15 protein-coding genes and 1 tRNA gene are annotated in these 21,422 nt (G+C 68.7%); 8 read left to right on the forward strand and 8 right to left on the reverse strand.

What is annotated here, in order from left to right; translation table 11 throughout:
- Positions 1–9: 9 nt before the first annotated feature.
- Entirely contained in the window at positions 10–1,629 is a 1,620-nt protein-coding gene (locus LAO51_01910) for a glycosyltransferase family 39 protein (GenBank protein ID MBZ5637493.1), read from the reverse strand.
- Positions 1,626–3,458: an ABC transporter ATP-binding protein/permease gene (locus LAO51_01915; protein MBZ5637494.1), complete on the reverse strand. Its 1,833-nt coding sequence runs from the start codon at positions 3,456–3,458 to the stop codon at positions 1,626–1,628. The genes LAO51_01910 and LAO51_01915 overlap by 4 nt, the downstream gene beginning before the upstream one ends.
- A gap of 206 nt (positions 3,459–3,664) precedes the next feature.
- Here LAO51_01915 and LAO51_01920 point away from each other — a divergent pair, with 206 nt between their 5' ends.
- The 3 genes from LAO51_01920 (at position 3,665) to LAO51_01930 (ending at position 10,961) form a co-directional block, all read left to right on the forward strand.
- A complete protein-coding gene (locus LAO51_01920) occupies positions 3,665–4,882 on the forward strand; it encodes a tetratricopeptide repeat protein (GenBank protein ID MBZ5637495.1) in 1,218 nt (405 codons plus the stop codon).
- A 27-nt stretch (positions 4,883–4,909) separates the two neighbouring features.
- Positions 4,910–7,276: a VWA domain-containing protein gene (locus LAO51_01925; GenBank protein ID MBZ5637496.1), complete on the forward strand. Its 2,367-nt coding sequence runs from the start codon at positions 4,910–4,912 to the stop codon at positions 7,274–7,276.
- Between the two features lie 256 nt (positions 7,277–7,532).
- Complete coding sequence (locus LAO51_01930) at positions 7,533–10,961, forward strand: carboxypeptidase regulatory-like domain-containing protein (GenBank protein MBZ5637497.1); 3,429 nt, start codon at positions 7,533–7,535, stop codon at positions 10,959–10,961.
- A 91-nt stretch (positions 10,962–11,052) separates the two neighbouring features.
- On the opposite strand, the gene ndk is transcribed toward LAO51_01930, so the two are convergent.
- The 4 genes from ndk to gltX form a co-directional block, all read right to left on the reverse strand.
- Entirely contained in the window at positions 11,053–11,481 is a 429-nt protein-coding gene (ndk, locus tag LAO51_01935) for a nucleoside-diphosphate kinase (protein MBZ5637498.1), read from the reverse strand.
- Entirely contained in the window at positions 11,478–12,368 is an 891-nt protein-coding gene (gene sucD / locus LAO51_01940; protein MBZ5637499.1) for a succinate--CoA ligase subunit alpha, read from the reverse strand. The genes ndk and sucD overlap by 4 nt, the downstream gene beginning before the upstream one ends.
- A gap of 2 nt (positions 12,369–12,370) precedes the next feature.
- Positions 12,371–13,594, reverse strand: a complete 1,224-nt coding sequence (gene sucC, locus LAO51_01945) for an ADP-forming succinate--CoA ligase subunit beta (GenBank protein ID MBZ5637500.1) — start codon at positions 13,592–13,594, stop codon at positions 12,371–12,373.
- Positions 13,595–13,841: 247 nt separating this feature from the next.
- Positions 13,842–15,287 carry a glutamate--tRNA ligase gene (gene gltX, locus LAO51_01950; protein MBZ5637501.1) on the reverse strand — a complete coding sequence of 482 codons (1,446 nt, stop codon included), beginning with the start codon at positions 15,285–15,287 and terminating at the stop codon, positions 13,842–13,844.
- Positions 15,288–15,450: 163 nt separating this feature from the next.
- Here gltX and LAO51_01955 point away from each other — a divergent pair.
- The 5 genes from LAO51_01955 to amrB all read left to right on the forward strand — a co-directional run bounded on the left by LAO51_01955 (position 15,451) and on the right by amrB (position 20,143).
- A tRNA-Gln gene (locus LAO51_01955) sits at positions 15,451–15,524 on the forward strand.
- A gap of 37 nt (positions 15,525–15,561) precedes the next feature.
- Positions 15,562–16,911 (forward strand): cytochrome ubiquinol oxidase subunit I, encoded by a 1,350-nt coding sequence (locus LAO51_01960; protein ID MBZ5637502.1) that lies wholly within the window; start codon positions 15,562–15,564, stop codon positions 16,909–16,911.
- A gap of 8 nt (positions 16,912–16,919) precedes the next feature.
- On the forward strand, positions 16,920–17,960 hold the full coding sequence (gene cydB / locus LAO51_01965) for a cytochrome d ubiquinol oxidase subunit II (protein MBZ5637503.1): 1,041 nt from the start codon (positions 16,920–16,922) through the stop codon (positions 17,958–17,960).
- Between the two features lie 5 nt (positions 17,961–17,965).
- Positions 17,966–18,979, forward strand: coding sequence for a zinc-dependent alcohol dehydrogenase family protein (locus LAO51_01970; GenBank protein ID MBZ5637504.1), 1,014 nt, complete (start codon positions 17,966–17,968; stop codon positions 18,977–18,979).
- Between the two features lie 27 nt (positions 18,980–19,006).
- Positions 19,007–20,143 carry an AmmeMemoRadiSam system protein B gene (gene amrB / locus LAO51_01975; GenBank protein ID MBZ5637505.1) on the forward strand — a complete coding sequence of 379 codons (1,137 nt, stop codon included), beginning with the start codon at positions 19,007–19,009 and terminating at the stop codon, positions 20,141–20,143.
- A 23-nt stretch (positions 20,144–20,166) separates the two neighbouring features.
- Here amrB and LAO51_01980 read toward each other — a convergent pair whose 3' ends face one another.
- Both LAO51_01980 and LAO51_01985 read right to left on the reverse strand, forming a co-directional pair.
- The gene (locus LAO51_01980) at positions 20,167–20,526 is read right to left on the reverse strand and encodes a hypothetical protein (GenBank protein ID MBZ5637506.1); all 360 of its coding nucleotides are present in this window, start codon (positions 20,524–20,526) and stop codon (positions 20,167–20,169) included.
- Positions 20,527–20,635: 109 nt separating this feature from the next.
- Positions 20,636–21,415, reverse strand: a complete 780-nt coding sequence (locus LAO51_01985) for a dienelactone hydrolase family protein (GenBank protein MBZ5637507.1) — start codon at positions 21,413–21,415, stop codon at positions 20,636–20,638.
- Positions 21,416–21,422 lie beyond the last annotated feature (7 nt).

The following is a 21,422-nucleotide window of genomic DNA, read 5'->3' on the forward strand; positions in this document are numbered from 1 at the left end:
TTCGCGCGCTCAACGGCTCGAAAAGAGGTAGGCGGTGGTCCCGCCGATCTCCGCCCGGACCAACGGCTCGCGTCCGCCCAGCACGCTCCTCGCCTCCGTCACCTCCGCCTCCTCGACGATCACGAACGACCGACGCCCGGCGGCGAGGAACGACGCGAGATCCTTCGCGGACTCCAGGTTGGGGATCGCTCGGTGCGTGTAGAACGCGTAGCTGGCCCGCCAGGCCCAGAACCGATAGGACGCGAGGGGCTCCTCCGGCGAGACCCTCGCGATCACCTGCTCGCAGAACGGGCGGGCGGACTTGAAGCGGTTCGCCGCCGGGAACAGCGAGACCGCGGCCAGGATCTCGAGGGACAGCACGAGCGCGAGGAACGCCGCGGGCGCCACAGCGCGCGCGCGCGCGCGGCTGGCGAACGCGGCGAGAATCGCCGTCCCGCCGGCGATCAGAAGCCCGCCGAGCGCCTCGCCCTGGGACGCGACCTCCGGGTAATGCGGCACCACCCGGAGGAGCACCGCGAGCCCGCAGGCCGCGGCCACGAGCCCCGCCGCGGCGAGAAGGACGAGAGCAGCGATCCGGCGGGCCTTCGACAGGGCGCCGTCCACGAGCCGGTCGCCCAGCCCGGACGCGAGGATCGCCACCGCCGGCGCGATCGGGAGGATGTACGGGCTGCGCTTGCTCTCCGAGAGCGAGAAGAAGGCGAGGATCGCGGCCACCCAGATCCATGCGAGCAGGTCGAGCCGTCGCTCCTCGTGATCGCGTCCCGGGAGTGCCGCCGCCAGCGGCACGAACCAGGCCCAGGGCGCCATGTCGATCCAGAAATACTCGAGGTAATACCAGAACGGCGCCCGATGGTCCCACGCCCAGAGGAACCTCGTGACGTTCTGGCGGAGGAGCATCTCCCGCAAGAAGCCGGTCTCCCCCCGGATGTAGAGGACGGCGAGCCACGGCATCGACACCGCGAGGCCGACCGCGACCCCCACCGCGGCGTACGACGAGCGCAGCGCTCCGAGGCGGCGCGTCGCGGCAAGGTAAGGGAGCAGCACCAGCGCGGGGCCGAGCCACGCCACCGGGCCTTTCGCGAGGAATCCCAGCCCCGCCGCGAGCCCCGCCAGGGCGAACCCCGGAAGCGGCGCGGCTCCGTGGTCCGCGACGCGCACCACCGCCAGCACCACCGCCAGCGTCGACACCGCGACGAAGATGTCCATCTGCACGGCTCGGGAGTTCCAGTAGACGCCGTAGGTCGTGCCGAAGAGCACCGCGGCGAGCCGCGCCCGGCTGCGTCCGGCGCCGGGAACGACGAGGAGGTAGGTCAGCAGCACGCCGAGCACCCCTGCGGCCGCCGCGGGCAACCGGAGCACGAACTCGTCGACGCCCCCCAGAGCGCCGGCGGCCGCCAGCGCCATCCAGTAGTAGAGGACCGGCTTCTCGGCGAACTCCCTTCCGTTCACCGTCGGGACGATCCAGTCGCCGCGTTTCGACATCTCGACGACCGCTTGGCCGTACGTGGGCTCGTTCGGCTGCCAGAGGTCGCGCGCCCCGAGGGAAACGAAGAAGAGCACTGCCGCCCCGAACCCGAGGGCCAGGAGGTCCCGCCGGACCTCCGCGCGTCCCGGGCGGAGCGGGGTCAAGGCGGGGCTTCCTGGAACTGGAGGGAGTGGAGGCGGGCGTACACGCCGCCCCGGTCGAGCAGCTCGCGGTGGGTGCCTTCCTCGACGATCCGGCCTTCCTGGAGCACGACGATCCGGTCCGCCCTCCTCACGGTGGAGAGCCGGTGAGCGATCACGAGGCTGGTCCGTCCCTCCATCAGCACCTCGAGGGCCTGCTGCACGAGCATCTCGGACTCGGAGTCGAGAGCGGACGTCGCCTCGTCGAGGATCAGGATCGGCGGGTCCTTGAGGAGCGCGCGCGCGATGGTGATCCGCTGCCGCTGCCCCATGCTGAGCCGCGTGCCCCGCTCGCCGAGCATGGTGTCGTAGCCGTCGGGAAGGGCCTCGATGAATTCGTGGGCGTGGGCGGCACGCGCCGAGTCGATCACCCGATCGAGCGGCGCGTCGGCGCGGCCGTACGCGATGTTGTTCCGGACCGTGTCGTCGAAGAGTACCGTCTCCTGGGTCACGAGGCCGATCTGCGACCGGAGCGATGCGAGCGTCACGCCGCGGACGTCCTGCCCGTCAACGAGTACCGCTCCCGCCGTCGGATCGTAAAAGCGCGGCACGAGGTTCGCCAGGGTGGTCTTGCCCGACCCCGACGCTCCGACCAGCGCGACCACCTCCCCTTTCCGGAGGACGAGGCGGACCCCGTCGAGCACCTTCTCGCCCTCGTAGGCGAAATCCACCCGCTCGAATCGGATCTCGCCCCGGAACGGGTGAAGCGGCTTCGCCTCCCGGGCGTTCCGGACGTCGCGCTCGCGGTCCATCATGTCGAAAACGCGGCTGGCGGCGGCGAGGGCCTGCTGGAAGTACACGTTCAGCTGGTTGAGCTTGCGGACGGAGATGAACAGGAAACCGAGAGACGCCAGCACCACCGCGAAGTTGCCCGCGTCGAGCGTGCCCCGGTGGATCTGGCGCCCCGCGTAGTAGAACAAGACGGCACCCGCCATCGCGCCGACGATCTCCATCGCGGCCGGCGCCAGCGCCGCGGCCCGACCGGCCTTGAGGTCCGCCCTCAGCATCCGATCGAGGGTCCCGCGGAACCGCTCGATCTCGAAACGCTCCATCGCGAAGCCTTGGACGACCTTCGCCCCTCCCACCGCCTCGGAGACGAGGCTCGCCGCCTCCGCCATGGTCTCCTGCGACCGGGTCGAGGCGCGTCTCAGCCGCCTGCCGAGGCGCACCATCGGCCAGGCCAGGAGCGGGAGGACCACGAGGGCGAAGAGCGAGACCCGCCAATCGTGGACGAATGCGACGACGAGCATGAAGGGGACCATGGTCCCGACCCGGATCAGGTCGGCGAACACCGCGGTGGTCAGCCACTGGAGCCGCTGGACGTCGTTGAGGATGCGGGAGAGGATCACGCCGGTCGGATTCGCCTGGAAGAACTTGAGCGATTGGTAGGTGACCGACTCGTACAGGTCCGCCCTCAGGTCGCGAATCACCGACGCCCCGGACTTGGTGGTCAGGTACTCGCCGAAGTACAGGAAGATCCCGCGAACGAAGAACACCAGGACCAGCAGGACCGGGACCTGGACGTACGCGCCCTTCTGAAGCCAGGCCGACCACGGTCCTGCCCGGAGCCACGTCCGGATCCTGGCGAGGATGTCGGGCCCCGCGACGTCCGGGGAAGCCAGCGCCGCGGCCTGCGGCGCGGCCGCCGGCGCCAACACCTGGTTGATCAGCGGCTTCACGGTCGCCACCACCGCGGACATCAACGCGCCGGCCACCGCCAGCATCAGCGCGGCGGCGGCCATCTGGCCCAGGTAGGGCTTCGTGTACCGCAGGAGCCTGCGGAAGCTGGCCATCGGAGGGATGCTAGCAGAAAATCGCTCCCCTCCGAGCCGCGCCGGTCCGCCGCCGCCGCCCGGCCCGGACGATGTGCTAACCTGGTGAACCAGGCGCCGGAGGGCGACCTGCCGCAGGAGATCTTGAAGGAGATTCACGTCCGCCGCGTGGCCCGAGCCGCCGCCGGCCGGATGGCTTCCACGGCCGATCGTCGCGAGGTGAACTGATGCACAAGCGTGCCCTGCCCCTCGTCGTCGTCCTTCTCGTCACGTGCAGCGTCGCGTCGCGGGTCCACGCCGCTTCCAAGGTGTCGGGTAAGGTCGTCAACGCGTCCGGCGAGCCGGTGAATGACGCGGTCGTGAAGCTCGAACCCTCGGCGCCGGGGGATCCGACCCTCGAGTCCAAGACGAAGAAGAAGGGGCAGTACTTCTTCGCCATGGTGGACGGCGGCGACTACACGATCCGCGTCACCGCCGAGGGGTGGCGCGTATCGGCGGTGGACATCCTCATTCGCAACAAGGACAACAAGAAGACCTTCGACTTCAAAGGACCTCTCGAGCCCGGCGCCAAGCTGCCCCCGATCACCGTGGGCGACACGGACACGGTGATCTACGACATGACGCTCTCGCCGTCGACGAGCGGGTCCGGCGAGTTCGGGACCGGAATCGCGGTCATGGGCACCGGAGACCTCGTGGGCCTGGTCCAGAAGGGGGATTCCGCGAAAGCGCGCAAGGAGATCGGCCGGAGCCTCGAGACCGCGCCGAACGATCCCAAGCTCCTGTACCTCGCGGCCTACCTCGACCTGCAGGACGGCAAGGACTCGGACGCGGGAGCCGAGATCGACAAGGCGATCGCCGCCGAGGACACATTCCCCGGCGCCCACCTCCTGCGCGGGGCGATCCTCGAGAAGAAGGGGGACGACGAGACCGCCCTCGCCGACTACCGCAAGGAGGCCGAGACCGCCCAGGACAACGGTCTCAAGCGGGACGCGTACGTCCGGGTCGCCATGGTGGCCAAGAAGATGCACCGGGACGACGATCTGGTCCAGGCCCTCCGCAAGGTCATCGAGATCGACCCCGCGAACGACGTCGCCTTCACCCAGCTCCTGGAGATCTACCTGAGGCAGCGGAAGGAGGACGAGGTCAAGGCGCTGCTCGCGATCGCCCCCGACAGCGTGAAGAACGACGCCAACGTGCAATTCAACATCGGCGTGCAGAGCTGGAACCGTGGGAACGCCGAGGCGGCTTCCGTCGCGTTCGCCCGCGCGGTGGAGCTCGATCCGAAGCTGCCCGACGCGCACCGCCAGCTCGGCTACTGCCAGGTCAACCTCGGCCAGTTGGACAAGGCGGTGTCGGAGCTTCAGCGCTACCTCGAGCTGGCCCCTCAGGCGCCCGATGCGGCCGAGGTCAAGGAGCTGATCAAGAAGATCAGCAACAAGACGTAGCGGACCTTGGCGGGGAGCCGCGGGCGCATGAAGAGAGCTCGGGACGGACGCCGCAGGTCCGGGGGTCGGCGCCTTGCCGCCCGGGTGCTCCTCGCGCTGTCTCCTGTCGCTCTCGGGCTCGCGTCCACCGCGGGGGAGACTCCGCCGGCCGCCGGACCGGCGCCCCGGGTGGAAGGTCCGCGCTCGACCGGACTGACCGAGAAGGTCACCGTCTCTCTGGTGCTGGTCGAGGTGGTGGCGGTGGACCGCGGCGGGCGGCACGTGAAGGGGTTGACGCGAGACGACTTCACCGTCCGCGAGGACGGCCAGGTCCTTCCCATCGCCAGCTTCGACGAGATCGATCTCGTGGGACCTGCCCCCGCCGCGCCGGCAGAACTCGCGCCCGGCGGGGAAGCCGCGGAGCCCGACCGGCAGGCCGCCTCGAAGCCTCCAATGCCGTCGGCGCCACTCGCACCGGCCGGCGGCGCGGCGAGACCCGGGGAGAGTCAGCGCCGATTCGTACTGGTCTTCGACGGTTACAACAACACGTCCGCGCTGCGCCTCGTGCAGGCGCGCCGCGCCGCGAAGGAGTTCGTGCGGACGAAGATGGGCGCGACGGACGCGGCGGCGGTCTACGAGATGTCCCCGTTCCTCCGAGCGATCACTTTCTTCACGTCGGACCGGACCGGCCTCGACGAGGCGCTGGAGCAGATCCGTTACTTCGGCGGGGAGTCGCTGGGCGAGCAGATCACCGATAACGCCCTTCGCACCGGCCTCCTCGGCAACAAGACCGAAATCGAGGACCGGTTGTTGACCCAGGCGCAGTTCGGCGCCAGCCAAGCGGCCGCCGAGCGACGGCAGTTCTACATGTCGCTCGCGTCCCTCGCCCAGGCGCTCGAGCCCGTGCCGGGGCGGAAGACCCTGGTCCTTTTCTCGGGCGGATTCCCGCTGGTTCCGACCCGCGAAGAAGCCGCGAACCTCGGTTTCACGCTGGAGTTCCGGGAGGCCATCCGGGCGCTCGAGCGGGCGCGGGCGTCCATCTACGGCATGGACATCGGCGAGGAGAAGATCCTGGGGGACGTCACCCAAGGCGTGAGCAACCGGGTCATCGCCGACCAACTCGGGCTCCCCGCCGACTTCTTGGAGAGGATGGGAACCGGAATGGGCCCGGGCGGGGATTCGGTGTCGGCCCAGAACCAGATCCTGGCGGTCCTCTCCAACGAGTCCGGAGGCCGGTTCCTTGCCGGCCGAGATTACGAGCGGTCGTTCGGCGCGGTCGACGACGACACACGGCATTTCTACCTGATCGGCTGGCGTCCCCCGGAGTTCGGCGGCGCGGCGAGCGCCGACGCCCCTCCCCGGCGAGACCGGTACCGATCGATCGACGTTTCGACGAACCGCAAAGGGGTCCGGATCATCGCTCGCCGCGGCCGGTACAACTGGACTCGGGACCTACAGCCCGCGGTTGCCGGCGCCTCGAGCCCCGGAGCGGCACGGATCCCGGCGCGGCCGGCGGCCGCATCGACGGCGGAAGGCGAGATCGCCCACAGGCTCCGCTGCGTGCCGGTCCCGTTCGCGGGCCGCGACGGCAAGACGCTGCTGACCTTTCCATTGTTCCTCGATGGCGCCGTCGCTCCGATCCGCTCGCCCGGCGGCGGGTTCTCGCTCGACGTCTCCACGAGGGTCGTGGTGCGCGCGGGGGGGGTCGAGATCGCGCGGAAGGAGCGCTCGTACCGGGTATCCGGCAAGCCCTCGATGGAGAACGCGCTTCGTGACGGTTTCCGAATCATGGAGGCCATCGAGGTGGCGCCGGGACGCTATGACCTCGAAGCTTGGGTCCGCCTGAACGGGCTGGGCATCGAGGCGACCTGGCTCGGGCCCGCCGCCGTCCCCGATCTCGCATCGAGCGGCCTCCGCCTCTCGGGCCTCGCGATGTCGGGAGAAGCCTCGTCGCTCCCGCCCCTGGTGGCGGACGTTTTCACTGCCGGTGGATCCGACGCCGCCGCCGTCGACCGAGCCACCGCGGACCCGTTCAAGCTCGCCAACGGTTGGCGTGTCGCGGGAGAGTCGTCGCCGTCGCTCGACCCCTCGAAGCCCGTCACGTTGTTCTTTCGCGTCTATCACGCCGCGATGGACCCGGGCACGTCCATGCCCCGCGGACTCTCCCTCGACTACGTGCTTTCGCCCGCGGCCGGTGGGGCCGAGGTGCTCCCGCCGGTGCAGCTCGCGTACTTCAAGCAGGCCACGGAAGAAGGCGCGTTTGACGTGGTGGCGCGCCTCGACCTCAGTGAGCTTGGAACAGGGGCTTACGTCCTGCGCGTGGACGCGAAGGATTCCGCTTCCGCGACGTCGTCGCATCAAGAGCGACCCCTCACCGTCATGGTTCCGTCCAAACCGTTGGATGCGTCCAAATAGTTGGCATCACACGGTTCGCGCTTTCAGCAACAAGGCTGCAAGGCCAACGAAAACAGGACGCCCGGCGATCCGGGTCCCGGGGAATGCTTCTTGCTGCGTCCAGGCCACAGGCGGGGATGGTGTGTCCCCGTCCAGGCTCGGAGGGTCCGGGAGGAGGGAGCCTTGAGTCGCCAATCACCCGCGGTGCGGACCGTGGGGAGGCACCGAATCTGGGAATGCCGGGCTGGCTTCCCGCGTCCAGGAGGAGGAGAAAAGCATGAGGCGATGGAGTAGAGGTCATGTCGCCCTCGCCGCCTTCATGGTCTGTTTCCTGTGCGGATGGGCATTCGCGCAAGAGCTGACCACGGGGATCGTCGAGGGAGTCGTCAAGGACGACAAGGGCAGACCGGTCGAGGGGGCGGCGATCTCGGTGGATGGACCTCAGGGCCACCACACCGCGGTCTCCGACGCGGACGGCCGCTTCTCCGTCCGGTCCCTGCCGGCGGGCACCTACCTGGTGAAGGCCGAGGCGCACGGCTTCGGCACCGTCGTGCAGAGCGGCGTCCAGGTGAACATCAACAAGCGCACCCAGGTCCCGTTCAAGCTGAGCGGTGGCAGGGTCGAGACGGTCACCGTCACCTCGGAAGCGCCCATCGTGGACATGAAGAACACGTCCGTGGGCGCGACCATTTCTGTGAGCAGCATGGTGGATTACATCCCGCTCGGCCGGAACTTCTCCGCGATGTTCACTCTCTCCCCCGGCGTGGTGAGCGGGCTGAACTCCGGGGCGGGCAACTACTCGATCTCCGGATCCTCCGGGCTCGAGAACTCGTACCTGGTGGACGGCGTCAACATCACGAACTCCGGCTACGGCGGCATCGGCTCCTACAACCGCCGGTACGGCTCGCTGGGGTCCGGGGTGACCAACGACTTCATCGACCAGGTCGAGGTCAAGGAAGCCGGTTTCGAGGCGGAGTTCGGCCAGGCCACCGGCGGCGTTGTGAACGCCGTGGTTAAGAGCGGGACGAACAACCTCTCCGGCCAGGTCGCGATCTACTCCCAGCCGACGTCATTCGAGAGCGAGCGGAAGCTGGTGTACACGTTCCCCGACGCGGTCCCCATCAAGGACCGGCAGCAGCAGGACATCGGCCTGTCGCTGGGTGGCCCGATCCTCAAGGACAGGCTGTTCTGGTTCGCCGCGTACAACCCGGTCGAGACCAAGACCACGTTCGAGCGCACCGGACTCGACCCGACGGCGCTCTACGCGATCGTCGACGGCGAGAAGGTCTACTACGACCCGGCCCAGACGAGCTTCGGCCGCACCGCGGTCCGCACGCGGGACAACGACAACTATGCGGCGAAGTTCTCGTGGTACATGACCCCGAACCATCGCTTCGAGGTGACCGCCTTCGGCGATCCCTCCACGGGCAAGCTCGGGCCACAGCTCGGCACCGCGATTCGCCGCGTCGGCGAGCAGGGGTTCTCCAAGCTGGACTACGGCGGCAACAACGTCTCGCTGAAGTACGCCGGAGCCATCACGTCGAACTTCTTCGTCGACGGATTGGTGGCGCGCCACAAGTCGAAGCTGAAGGAACAGGCCCAGGAGCTCTTCGAGCTGGAGAATCTCGACATACCTGGTGGCCTCGTCAGTGGCGGCCTCGGCTTCACGCCGGACACCGACGAGAACGTGGACCAGTACGCCCTCAAGCTGACGTACGTGATCGGCAACCACGAGATCAAGGGCGGCTGGCAGCAGGACAAAGTGGAGTACACCGAGGCGGGCAAAGAGACCGGTCCGACATTCACCCAAAACCTCCCGATCGGCGTCTTCGACGATGCATCCGGCAAGTATGTCTGGAGCGGCGAGTACTATCAACAGCCGAGCACAACGGGTGCCTTCTTGACCTTCGAGCAAACCACACTCCCTGACGAGTCGACAGTGCCGGTTTATACGGTGCAGCGGTCCCGGACCAGTCCTCTCGGTGTGCTCACGCACAACACCGAGGACAACTTCTTCCTTCAGGACACCTGGTCTATCACGCCCCGCTGGACGCTGAAGGTCGGCGTGCGCCACACGAAGGAGAACGTCTCGGGCGGCGCCCCGTTCGCGCTGCCCTTCAGCTTTATTAGCCGCAATACGACCGTCAGCCGCGCCAGACTGGTGGATCCCAATACGCCCACGCCCGAAAACCCCGAGGCCGTGACCTTCCCGCAGGAATGGGCTCCCCGCGTCGGCGTGACGTGGGACGTCCGCGGCGACGGCCGTCACAAAGTCTATGCTAACTACTCGAAGATGGTTCAGCGCTTGACCCAGGACCTCGCCTACCGTGCGTTCTCCAACGAGGTCGACATGAGCCAGCGATGGCTCGACGCGAACCTGACCCAGCCCGCCGCGACCTCGAATTGTCCGGTCGCGGGCGGCGGGACCGCGCTCTGCCAGGCGGTCCTGACCGTCACGGGCTCGAGCCCGACCCAGGTCTGGAGCGGGACCAAGCTCCCTTACACGGAAGAGATGCTGCTCGGCTACTCCCGGGAGTTGTCGGCGAATATGAGCGTGGATCTCCGGTACATCCACCGCCGCATCGGTAGGATTATCGAGGACTTCTCCTACGTCCCACAGGAGGAGATCGATAATCTGTACTGGGGCAGCGAGGCCATCCCTGGAGCGACGTTCAATCCGTACCCGAGTTACCTGTCGAACGATTTCGGGAATTACGTCCTCGGCAACCCGTCCCAGAACAGCGGTTCCGCGATAGCCCAGCTCGGCGGTCCCGGCTTCCCGGACTTCCCCAAGCCGAGGCGCGACTATGACGCCTTCGAGGTCATCTTCAACAAGCGGTTCTCTGACAACTGGGTGATGTGGGCGTCATACCGCTACGGCCAGCTTATCGGTAACTACGAGGGGCTCCTCAGGAACGACAACGGCCAGGACGACCCGAACATCACGTCGCTCTACGACTTTCCCGATTCGCCCCTGATGCACGGGCAGTTCATCGCCGGCCCGCTGAATACCGACGTCAAGCACAACCTGAAAGTGTTCGCGACCTACCAGTTCAAGAACGGCCTCAGCATGGGCGCGGCTCTCACCTGGTCCACGGGTGTGCCGCGGTTCCCGCAGCTCGTGCACCCGAACGACTTCTACCAACTTCCTGGCGTCGGGGAGGTCCCGGGGACCGACCCGGTGTATGGCTCCTGGCTACAACGCATGAACCTCGTGCCGGTCCCGGGATTCCCGGGGCAGTATACGGAGGCGGCGGTCGGCGCACCTTTCCTGGTGCTGTCAAATGGGATCGGGGCTCTGCCCAGCCAGATGTCTACCGGCCAGGCGCAGAACGGGCAACTGGTGTTCACGCCGTACAACCCGCCCTCGGCGACCACTGGGCAGGTGGATGAGGTCATCACCAACCCGCTCACGGGTAACAACCAGTTCCTTTACAGCTACGCCACGGTGAAGCGCGACTTCAGTGGCCGCACGCCGGACAGTACCACGATCGACTTCCACGTCTCCTACAATCTCAAGACCCATTGGAAGAACAGCAACATCAACCTGGGTCTCGACGTGTTCAACCTGTTCAACACCCAGGAAGGCGATACCTGGGACGACGTCCTGGAGCTCAGTCAGGCCACGCGGAATCCTAACTACGGCAGGGCTGACACCTACGCGGCTCCGCGCAGCGCGCGCGTGTCGCTGAGGTGGAGCTTCTAGAATCCCGGTCGCACCAATCGAACTTCGAGGGGGAGCCCGCCGGGGCTCCCCCTTTTCTTTGCCGCGTGAACCGGGACCGGAGGCCGATCGCCTACCCCAGCAGATCGACCCCGCCGAAGAAGTAGGCGATCTCGAACGCGGCGGTCTCGGGGGCGTCCGAGCCGTGGACGACGTTCCGCTCGACGGAGGTCGCGAGCTCCTTGCGCAGCGTCCCCGGCGCAGCGTTGGAGGGGTTCGTGGAGCCCATGATCTCGCGCCACCTCGAGATCGCGTCCTCCCTCTCCAGGACCACGACGATGGCCGGCCCCGACGACATGAACGAGGTCAGGCTCGCGAAGAACGGCTTGCCGCGGTGGACCGCGTAGAACCCCTCCGCCTCGGCCATGCCCAGTCGGACCATTCTGAGCGCCGCGATCCGGAACCCCTCGGCCTCGATCCGCGCGATCACCTTCCCGGCGACGCGCTGCTCCACGGCGTCCGGCTTCACGATCGCCAGCGTCCTCTGAACGTGGTGCGTCATCCCGTCTCCCCGCCTCGCTCTGCGAGTGCCTTCATCACGGTTTCACCGATCGCCGCCGGGGTCAAAACAACCGCGATCCCCCCCTCCCGGAGCGCCTTCATCTTCTCCGCGGCGGTCCCCTTCCCGCCGGCGATGATCGCGCCGGCGTGTCCCATCCGTCGCCCCGGAGGGGCGGTCTGACCGGCGACGAACGCGACCACCGGCTTCGTGACGTGCGCCTTCACGAACGCCGCGGCCTCCTCCTCGGCGGTCCCCCCGATCTCGCCGATCATGACCACGGCGCGGGTCTCCGGGTCGGCCTGGAACAGCGCCAGCATGTCGATGAAGTTCGTGCCGGGAATCGGGTCGCCGCCGATGCCGACGCAGGTGGACTGGCCGATGCCGAGGCGGGTCAGCTGGTCCACCGCCTCGTAGGTCAGGGTGCCCGAGCGGGAGACGACGCCCACGGGGCCGGGCCGGTGGATGTGCCCCGGCATGATCCCGATCTTGCATCGGCCCGGGGAGATGATCCCGGGGCAGTTGGGGCCGATGAGTCTCGTCGTTTTCCCCTCGAGGAACGTCATGACCCGGACCATGTCGAGGGTCGGAATCCCCTCGGTGATGCACACCACCAGCGGGATCAGGGCGGACGCCGCCTCGAGGATCGCGTCGGCGGCGAACGGCGGCGGGACGAAGATCACGCTGGCGTTCGCGCCGGTCAACCGCACGGCCTCGTCGACCGTGTCGAACACCGGAATGCCGTCCAGGGTCGCCCCTCCCTTGCCCGGCGTGACCCCCGCCGCCACCTTCGTGCCGTACTCCACCGCCTTGCGCGTGTGGAACGTCCCCTCGCCTCCGGTGATCCCCTGGACCAAGAGCCTCGTCTCGGTGCCCACCAGGACGGCCATCGCTACCTCCCCGCCGCCGCGGCGACAACCTTCTCCGCCGCGTCCTTCATCCCGTCCGCCACGACGAACGTGAGGCCGGAGTCCCGCAGGATCTCCCGTCCCCTCTCCACGTTCGTTCCTTCGAGCCGCACCACCATCGGCACCGCGACGCCGACCTTTCGCGCCGCGGCGACGACCCCCTCCGCGACGACGTCGCACCTCATGATCCCGCCGAAGATGTTCACCAGGACCGCCTTCACGCCGCGGTCCTTCATGAGGATCTCGAACGCGGCGGTGACGGTCTCGGTGGTCGCGCCTCCTCCGACGTCGAGGAAGTTCGCCGGGTTGCCCCCGTGGTGCTTGATGATGTCCATGGTCCCCATGGCGAGGCCGGCACCGTTGACCATGCACCCGACGGTCCCGTCGAGCTTGATGTAGTTCAGGCCGTACTTCGACGCCTCGACCTCCAGGGGGTCCTCCTCGTCGAGGTCCCTGAGGCCGGCCACGTCGGGATGGCGGAAGAGCGCGTTGTCGTCGAAGTTCATCTTGGCGTCGAGCGCCAGCACCCGTCCGCCCCCCGTGACGATCAGGGGGTTGATCTCGGCGAGGGAGGCATCCGTGGCGGTGAACGCCTGCGAGAGGGCGCCCACGAGCTTTCCGGTCCGGGACACCAGATCGGACTTCATCCCGAGGCCGAAGGCGATCTTGCGGCCGATCCAGGGGGAGAAGCCCGCCTTGGGATCGAGCGGCACCTTCAGGATCGCGTCGGGGCGGCTCGCCGCGACCTCCTCGATCTCCGTCCCGCCCTCCGCGCTCGCGATGAACACCAGCGACCGCGCCGCCCGGTCCAGGAGGAGCGCGAGGTAGTACTCGCGCGCGATGTCCATGGCCTCCTCGACCAGGACTCGGCGGACCTCCTTCCCGTCGGCCCCGCTCTGCTTCGTCACCAGGACATTGCCGAGCATCCGCCGGGCGACCAACTCCGCGGCGTCTCGGCCGTCCACGACGACGACGCCCCCGAGCGGCTTGGTCCCGTCCGGGCGCAGCACCGGAGCGCCCGTCGCGCGGTCTTTGAACGTCCCCTTCCCGCGGCCTCCTGCGTGGATCTGGGCCTTGACGACGACACGACCGCCCAGCTTGTTCGCGATCTCCCTGACCTCGGCGGGGGTGAACGCGACTTCCCCCCTCGGCACGGGCACTCCGTGCCGGCTCAGGATGGCCTTCGCCTGGTACTCGTGGATCTTCACCGCGACCTCCGTGCTCGAGGGAATTCGAACGTCGCATGCCCGGAACGTGGCGCGGGATTATAGGACAGCGGTGGAGAGGGCGACAACGCGGCCGGATCTAGTGGCTCTCAAGATGGAGCCGGGGGTGGAACCCCCGGAGGCTCACGGCAGCTCCGGAGCCGCCGGGGCTCCGCCCCGGACCCCGCAACCGCAGATCGCGAGGGCCGCGGATCGGCCCTCGCGATCTGCGGTTACTTCCTCAGAATTACTACTTCAGCGCTTCGAGGGCCGTGCGGATACGGCGCACGCAGACTTCCCGGCCCAGCGTCTCCATCAGCGCGTAGAGCCCGGGGCCGGCGCCGACCCCCGTGCAGGCGAGCCGGAGCGGGTGCACGAGGTCGCTGACCTTCACTCCCTCCCGCTCCGCGAAGGTCTTCACGACCGCTTCGAGCGACGCGGCGTCGAACGGGGCCACGGCCTCGACGGACGCGAGGAGCTTCGCCAGCAAGTCGCGGCTCCCGGGTCTCCATCGCTTCGCCACGGTCTCCGGCTCGTACCCGGCCGGGTCGACGAAGAACCAGCCGGCCTTCTCCAGGATCTCGCGGACGAACGTGATCCGCTCCCGCATCAGGTCGACGACCCGCAGGAGATACGCGTCGTCGAACCCCGCGACGCCCCTCGCATCGAGGAGAGGCTTCAGCTCGCCGACCAGCTCGCCGGGCGACCGCCGCCTCAGGTACTCCGCGTTGAGCCACCGGAGCTTCTCGAGGTCGAAGATCGCGCCGGACTTGTTGACGCGCTCCAGCGTGAACTCGTCCACCAGATCGGGGAGCGTGAAGAAATCGCGGTCGTACCCGGGGTTCCAGCCGAGGAGCGCCACGAAGTTCACCAGCGTCTCCGGATAGTACCCCTGCGCGCGATAGTCGGAGACCGACACGTCCGCCTGCCGCTTGCTGAGCTTCGAGCGGTCGGCGCCGAGGAGGAGCGGCAGGTGCGCGAAGCGGGGCGGGTCCCACCCGAGGTGGCGGTAGAGGAGCACGTGCTTGGGCGTGCTGGGAAGCCACTCCTCGCCGCGGATGACGTGGGTGATCTCCATCAGGTGGTCGTCCACGACGTTCGCCAAGTGATACGTGGGGTAGCCGTCGGACTTCAGGAGGATCTGGTCGTCGAGGATCTCGGTCAGGAACTCGACCCGGCCCCGGACGATGTCCGAGACGACCACCGCCCGCTCGTCGGGGATTCTCATCCGAATCACGCACGGCTCCCCGGCGGCGCTCTTCGCCGCGACCTCCTGCGGCGGGAGCTGAAGGCATCGACGGTCGTATTTCGTGGATTGCTGGTCCTTCCGGCGGTCCTTGCGCATCGCCTCGAGCCGCTCGGCGGTGCAGAAGCAGGGATACGCCCGGCCGGACGCGACGAGACGATCGGCCGCGTCCCGATAGTGCGTGAGCCTCTCCGACTGGAAGTACGGGGCGTGCGGTCCCCCGGTCTCCGGTCCCTCGTCGTACTTGAGCCCCGCCCAGCGGAGCGAGTCGATGATCATCTCGACCGCGCCGGGGACGTGACGGCTGCGATCGGTGTCCTCGATCCTGAGCACGAATCTCCCGCCGGACCGCCGTGCGAACAGGTAGTTGTACAGCGCGGTCCTGAGCCCGCCGACGTGGAGGAATCCGGTCGGGCTGGGAGCGAACCGGACGCGGACCACATCGCTCATGCTCGTCTCCCGGGCCCTCTTCGAGGACCTCGCCCCCCCCGAGCGGACGGCTCACGGGTCCGGGCGGCCGGCGGGAACGATAGCAACGCGGCGGACGATCCGGCAAGCTTCCTTGACCGAGTCGGACGCGGTTCCTATAATCTGCCCGCACTCCGGAGCCTGCTGGGGAGTCGTCCAATGGTAGGACATGCGGCTCTGGACCGTAGAATCGGGGTTCGAATCCCTGCTCCCCAGCCAACAGCCGTCGGTTGAGCGCCGAGGGGAGGAGGCCGACATGGACAGCGCGCTCACCGTGCACCGGCTCCACTTCGCCTTCACCGCGACGTTCCACTACCTGTTTCCCCAGCTCACCATGGGGCTCGCGCTCCTGCTGTTCGTCCTCAAGGTGATGGCGCTCCGCACCGGCGAGGAAGATCACAACCGGGCCGCGCGCTTCTGGGGGAAGGTCTTCGCGGTGAGCTTCACGATGGGGGTCGTCACCGGGATCCCGCTGGAATTCCAGTTCGGGACGAACTGGTCTGAGTTCTCGAAGGCCGCAGGAGGCGTGATCGGGCAAACGCTGGCGATGGAGGGGACCTTCGCGTTCTTCCTCGAGTCGACTTTCCTCGGCCTGTTCCTGTTCGGCGAGAAGCGGCTCGGACCGCGGCTCCACACCGCCAGCGCCTTCCTCGTCTTCCTCGGCTCCTGGGTCTCGGGCTACTTCATCGTCGTCACGGACGCCTTCATGCAGCACCCCGCCGGCCACGCGGTCGCCGCGGACGGCAAGATCCTGCTCGCCAGCCTCGGGGGGCTCCTGCTGAACCCCTGGGGGCTCTGGCAGTACGCCCACACGATGGCCGGCTCGACGGTCACCGCCTCGTTCGCGATGGCGGCGGTGGGCTCCCTGTACCTCCTCCAGGAGCGCCACGGCGGGTACGGCAAGCTGTTCGTTCGGCTCGGCGTGATCGCAGGGACGATCGCCTCGCTCCTACAGGTCTTCCCCACCGGCGACGGCCAGGGACAGATGGTGGCCCGTCACCAGCCCGCGACGCTCGCGGCGATGGAAGGCCTGTTCAGGACCGAGGCTGGCGCTCCTCTCGCGATTGTCGGCCAGCCCGACGTCGAGCGGCGGCGCCTGGACAACCCGCTCACCGTCCCGAAGATGCTCAGCTTCCTCACGTACCGGCGCTGGAACGCCGAGGTGAAGGGCCTCGACGACTTCCCGCCGGAGAGCTGGCCCGACAACATACCGCTCCTCTACTACGCCTACCACGTGATGGTCGGGCTCGGCTCGATCTTCATCGCGATCATGGTGTTCTCGGCGTTCGAGCTCTACCGGGGGTCGCTGTACGCCTCGCGGCCGGCGCTCTGGGTCCTGATGCTCGCCTTCCCCTTCCCGTTCATCGCGAACACCGCGGGGTGGATCACCGCGGAGGTGGGTCGCCAGCCGTGGGTGATCTACGGCCTGATGAGGACGGCGGAGGGCTATTCGACCGCGGTCTCCGCCGGCAACGCCACGTTCACGCTCATCGGGTTCGCGGGGATGTACACCGTGCTCGGGATCCTGGCGGTGTACCTCATCGGACGCGAGATCGCCCACGGTCCCGAGCCCGCCGGCGGCTCCCTGGACCTGCGCCGGAGCTGAGAGTCGACATGGAGACGCTCTGGTTCTGCCTCGTCGCGATGATGGTGGCGATGTACGTCGTGTTCGACGGACTCGATCTCGGCGCGGGGATCCTACACCTCGTGCTGGGGAGGACCGACGAGGAGCGCCGCCTCGTGCTCAGGAGCATCGGGCCCGTGTGGGACGGGAACGAGGTCTGGCTCCTGGCGGGCGGCGGCGCGCTCTACTTCGCTTTCCCCGCGCTCTACGCCACCGGCTTCAGCGGCTTCTACCTTCCCCTGATGATGGTGCTGTGGCTCTTGATCCTCCGCGGGATCTCGGTGGAGTTCCGCAACCACATCGACAGCCGCGTCTGGGGTCCGTTCTGGGACGTGACGTTCTCGGGTTCGAGCGCGCTGCTCGCCGTGTTCTTCGGCGCCGCGCTCGGGAACGTCGTTCGCGGCGTCCCCCTGGACCCGCAGGGACATTTCTTCGTGCCGCTCTGGACCGACTTCCGGCCCGGGGCCAATCCCGGCGTGCTCGATTTCTACACCGTCCTGGCCGGCCTCACCGCGCTCGCCGCGCTCGCGCTGCACGGCGCGCTCTGGATCGCGCTCAAGACCGCGGGCGCTCTCGCGGTCCGCGCGCGGCGGGCGGTGGATGCCGCCTGGTGGGCCGCGGCCGCGCTCACCGTGATCCTGACCCTCCTCACGATGTGGGTACAGCCCCAGATCGCCCACAGCCTCACAGCGCGGCCGTGGGGATACGCGTTCCCGATCGTCGCGCTCGGGGGACTCGTCGCGGTACTCTGGTTCGCCGCGCACGAGCGGGATGCGGCGGCTTTCCTCGCGTCGAGCGCCTACATCGTCGGGATGCTCACCAGCGCGGCGTTCGGCCTCTACCCGTACGTGCTCCCGTCGACGACCGACCCGTCCCGCGGGCTCACGGTCCACAACGCGGCCGCGCCGGCCGCCGGTCTCCGGATCGGCCTCGCCTGGTGGATCCCTGGCATGATGCTGGTCGCGGGGTACTTCGTGTTCACCTACCGACGGTTCGCCGGGAAGGTCGACCTCGGCGACGGAGGGTATTGAGCGCGATGCGGGCGATGGTCCTGCACGCCAACGCGCCGATCGCCGAGCGCCCCCTCGAGCCCTCCGACGCCCAGGACCCGGAGCCGGGCGCGGGGGAGGTCCGGGTGCGCGTCCGGGCGTGCGCGATCTGCCGGACCGACCTGCACGTGATCGAGGGGGAACTCCCGGCGCGCCGACTTCCCCTGATCCCCGGCCACCAGGTCGTCGGGACGGTGGACCGGCTGGGTCCCGGCTGCACCCGGCGCGTCGTCGGGGAGCGGGTCGGGATCGCCTGGCTCCGGAGCACCTGCGGCGCGTGCGCCTTCTGCCGGTCGGGATCGGAGAACCTCTGCGAGCTGTCCCGCTACACGGGTTACCACGCGGACGGCGGGTACGCCGAGCTGGCGGTGGTCCCGGAGGCTTACGCCTACCGGCTCCCGGAAGCGTTCTCGGACCTCGAGGCGGCGCCGCTCCTGTGCGCCGGGATCATCGGCTACCGCGCGCTCCGGCGCAGCGACGTGCCCGCGGGGGGACGGCTCGGGCTCTACGGGTTCGGCTCGTCGGCGCACGTCGTGCTGCAGATCGCGCGGCACCGGGGGTGCGAGATCCACGTGGCCACGCGCGGCGAGAGCCACCGGGAACTCGCCCGCCGGATGGGGGCGGTCTGGGTGGGCGGTGCCTTCGACGCTCCTCCGGTTCCCCTCGATGCGGCCATCGTGTTCGCGCCGGTCGGGGAGATCGTGCCTAGGGCGCTCCGTTCGGTTCGGAGGGGCGGCACCGTGGTGCTGGCGGGCATCTACATGACGCCCGTTCCGTCCATGGCGTACGACGAGTTCCTCTTCCACGAGAAGAATCTCAGGAGCGTCGAGGCGAATACCCGCGCCGACGGCGAGGACCTCCTGCGCGAGGCCGCGGAGATCCCGCTCCGACCGGAAGTGACGACGTTCCCCCTGGAGCACGCCAACGAGGCTCTGGTCCGCCTCAAGCAGGACCGGATCGACGGGACGGGCGTGCTGATCATCGGCGGCCCCCGCGGCTGAACGCGATCGCCGCCGTCGGAGGCCTCGATGCTCAAGCTCGTCGTGGTCATGGCTCTCGCCACAGCTTCCACTCCGCTCCTGGCCCAGGCCGTCTCCGCTCCGCCCCGGCCGGTCCCGCCGTCGCTCGAGGAGGTCCGCAAGGGCATGGGGATTCCGTCCCGGAACGACGTGCGGGGGCAGCAGGACGTCGTCGGCTACGCGTCCAACGCCGAGCAGATGGCCAGGGTGTGGGAGCTGTCCGCCGCGCCGCCCGCCCCCGAGCGCCTCGGCGAGGCTCCGGCCCCTGGCGTCGCGGGAGTCATCTGCCCCCACGACGACTACCTGTACGCCGGGAGGGTGTACCGCCGGGTGCTTCCTCTGCTGACCGCGCGCACCGTGGTCCTCGTGGGCGTGTTCCACAAGTACCGGCGGTTCGGAGCGCACGACCGGCTGGTGTTCGACCCCTACCGCACCTGGCGCACCCCCGACGGCGAGGTGCCGGTCTCTCCCCTCCGCGAGGATCTGCTGGCGGCGCTGCCGAAGGACGACGTGGTGCAGGACGCGGCGATGCACGACGGCGAGCACTCCCTCGAAGCGCTGGTGTTCTGGCTCCGCCACGCCCGGCCCGACCTCGAGATCGTCCCGATCATCGTTCCCGCCGCCGGCTTCCCGCGCCTCCTGGAGCTCGCCGACCACCTCGGCCGTGCGCTGGCTTCGAGCCTCGAAAAGCGCGGGTGGCGTTTCGGGCGCGACGTGGCGATCGCCATCTCGACCGATGCCGTGCACTACGGACCGGATTTCAAGTACGCTCCGTTCGGGGAAGGCGGGGTGGACGCCTACGTCCGCGCGGCGGAGCAGGACCGCGCGATCCTCCGCGGCCCCCTGTCGGGCCCGGTATCCGTCGAGAAGGTGCGGCGGCTTTACGGCCAGTTCGTGAACCCGGAGCAGCCCGACGACTACCGGCTGACCTGGTGCGGCCGATTCGCTCTACCGCTCGGCCTCCTGCTCCTCGAGGACACGGCGCGCTCGCTCGGTGAGGGCACGCCGGTCGGGCACCCGATCGCCTACGCGACGTCGGTCGGCGCCCCCGAGCTCCCGGTGCGCGACGTGGAGCTCGGCCCAACCGCCCCGGCAAACCTGTATCACTTCGTCGGGTACCCGGCGGTGGCGTTCACGGTGCCCTAGCTGGACCGCCGCTTGGCTCGGGGCTAGTTGAAGGTCGCGGTCACCACCATGTGGCCGTTCACGACGAACGCGCAGTCGTTCGGGTCCGCACCCGTGCAGGACCCGGTCCAGCCTCCGAACGTCGCGCCATTGTCGGGAGTCGCCGTCAAGTGCACCGTCATGCCCGGTGTCCAGTCCATCGGCCCGCAGGTCCCGGGACAGACGAGCTGAGCACTCTCGTTGCACGTCACTTGGCCGCTGCCGTGCACGATGACCGCGACGGTGTTCTCCGGACCCGCGACGTCGTTGCTGCCGCCGCCGCTGCAGGCGACGGCCACGAGCAATAGAACGCCGATGAGCGCTAGCCGATGACCGCGGTGGGTGGTGGTTCCAGGTGGTGTCATGGATAGGCCCCCCTCTGGACTTCTAGCGAGGCGAGCCGCCTCTCCACGGGCGGATCCCCTCCTCGAAGCGCAGGTATGCTGTGGGGGGAAATATACGCCACTCAGGAGGCTACTTGAAGATCTCCGCGAAGAAGTCTCTCATGGCCGCCCAGGATCGCCGGTCGGCCCGCTCGTTGTAGGCTGCACCCTTGGAGTTGTCGTTGCCCGCGGCCGGATTCGTGAAGGCGTGGACGGCGCCGCCGTACTCCACCAGCTGCCAGTCGACGCCCGCCTTCCGCATCTCGTTCTCGAACGCGGCAAGATTTTCCGCGGAGATCGTCGGATCATCGGCGCCGTGGAGGGCCAGGATCTTCGCCTTGATGTTCATTCCGTCGGCGGGCGCCGGCGAGTCGAGCCCTCCGTGGAAGCTCACGACCCCGGCGAGGTCCGCGCCGCTCCGCGCCAGCTCGATCGCCGTGGTCCCGCCGAAGCAGAAGCCGATGGCGGCGATCCGTTTCGGGTCGACCTTCGGGTTCGCTCGGAGCGCGTCGAGGCCGGCGGCGGCCCGGGCGCGCAGGAGCGTGCGGTCTCCCTTGTACTTCCCGACCAGTTGCCCGGCTTCCTTGGTGTCCGCCGGACGGACCCCCTTCCCGTAGATGTCCGCGGCGAACGCGACGTACCCCAGCTTCGCGAGCTGCTCGCACTTCGACGTCGTGGAGGGGCCGACCCCCATCCAGTCGTGCACCACCAGGACGCCGGGACGCTTGCCCTGGATCGAGTCGTCCCAGGCGACATAACCCTCGAGAACGGCGTCCCCCTGCCTGTACTCCACCTTCTCGGACTTGACGCCGGCGTACGCCGCGCCGGCGAGGATCGCGGACATCGCGATCGGCGCGAGAACCCTGGTCATGTCGGAC

It is taken from the genome of Terriglobia bacterium, assembly GCA_020073205.1.
GTDB lineage: Bacteria > Acidobacteriota > Polarisedimenticolia > Polarisedimenticolales > JAIQFR01 > JAIQFR01.

What these genes read in the sequence shown, in the direction of transcription:
- LAO51_01915 (MBZ5637494.1), bottom strand. Translation starts at nt 3,458, where the DNA reads ATGGCCAGCTTCCGCAGGCTCCTGCGGTACACGAAGCCCTACCTGGGC.
- LAO51_01920 (MBZ5637495.1), top strand. Translation starts at nt 3,665, where the DNA reads ATGCACAAGCGTGCCCTGCCCCTCGTCGTCGTCCTTCTCGTCACGTGC.
- LAO51_01925 (MBZ5637496.1), top strand. Translation starts at nt 4,910, where the DNA reads ATGAAGAGAGCTCGGGACGGACGCCGCAGGTCCGGGGGTCGGCGCCTT.
- LAO51_01930 (MBZ5637497.1), top strand. Translation starts at nt 7,533, where the DNA reads ATGAGGCGATGGAGTAGAGGTCATGTCGCCCTCGCCGCCTTCATGGTC.
- ndk (MBZ5637498.1), bottom strand. Translation starts at nt 11,481, where the DNA reads ATGACGCACCACGTTCAGAGGACGCTGGCGATCGTGAAGCCGGACGCC.
- sucD (MBZ5637499.1), bottom strand. Translation starts at nt 12,368, where the DNA reads ATGGCCGTCCTGGTGGGCACCGAGACGAGGCTCTTGGTCCAGGGGATC.
- gltX (MBZ5637501.1), bottom strand. Translation starts at nt 15,287, where the DNA reads ATGAGCGATGTGGTCCGCGTCCGGTTCGCTCCCAGCCCGACCGGATTC.
- LAO51_01960 (MBZ5637502.1), top strand. Translation starts at nt 15,562, where the DNA reads ATGGACAGCGCGCTCACCGTGCACCGGCTCCACTTCGCCTTCACCGCG.
- cydB (MBZ5637503.1), top strand. Translation starts at nt 16,920, where the DNA reads ATGGAGACGCTCTGGTTCTGCCTCGTCGCGATGATGGTGGCGATGTAC.
- LAO51_01970 (MBZ5637504.1), top strand. Translation starts at nt 17,966, where the DNA reads ATGCGGGCGATGGTCCTGCACGCCAACGCGCCGATCGCCGAGCGCCCC.
- amrB (MBZ5637505.1), top strand. Translation starts at nt 19,007, where the DNA reads ATGCTCAAGCTCGTCGTGGTCATGGCTCTCGCCACAGCTTCCACTCCG.
- LAO51_01980 (MBZ5637506.1), bottom strand. Translation starts at nt 20,526, where the DNA reads ATGACACCACCTGGAACCACCACCCACCGCGGTCATCGGCTAGCGCTC.
- LAO51_01985 (MBZ5637507.1), bottom strand. Translation starts at nt 21,415, where the DNA reads ATGACCAGGGTTCTCGCGCCGATCGCGATGTCCGCGATCCTCGCCGGC.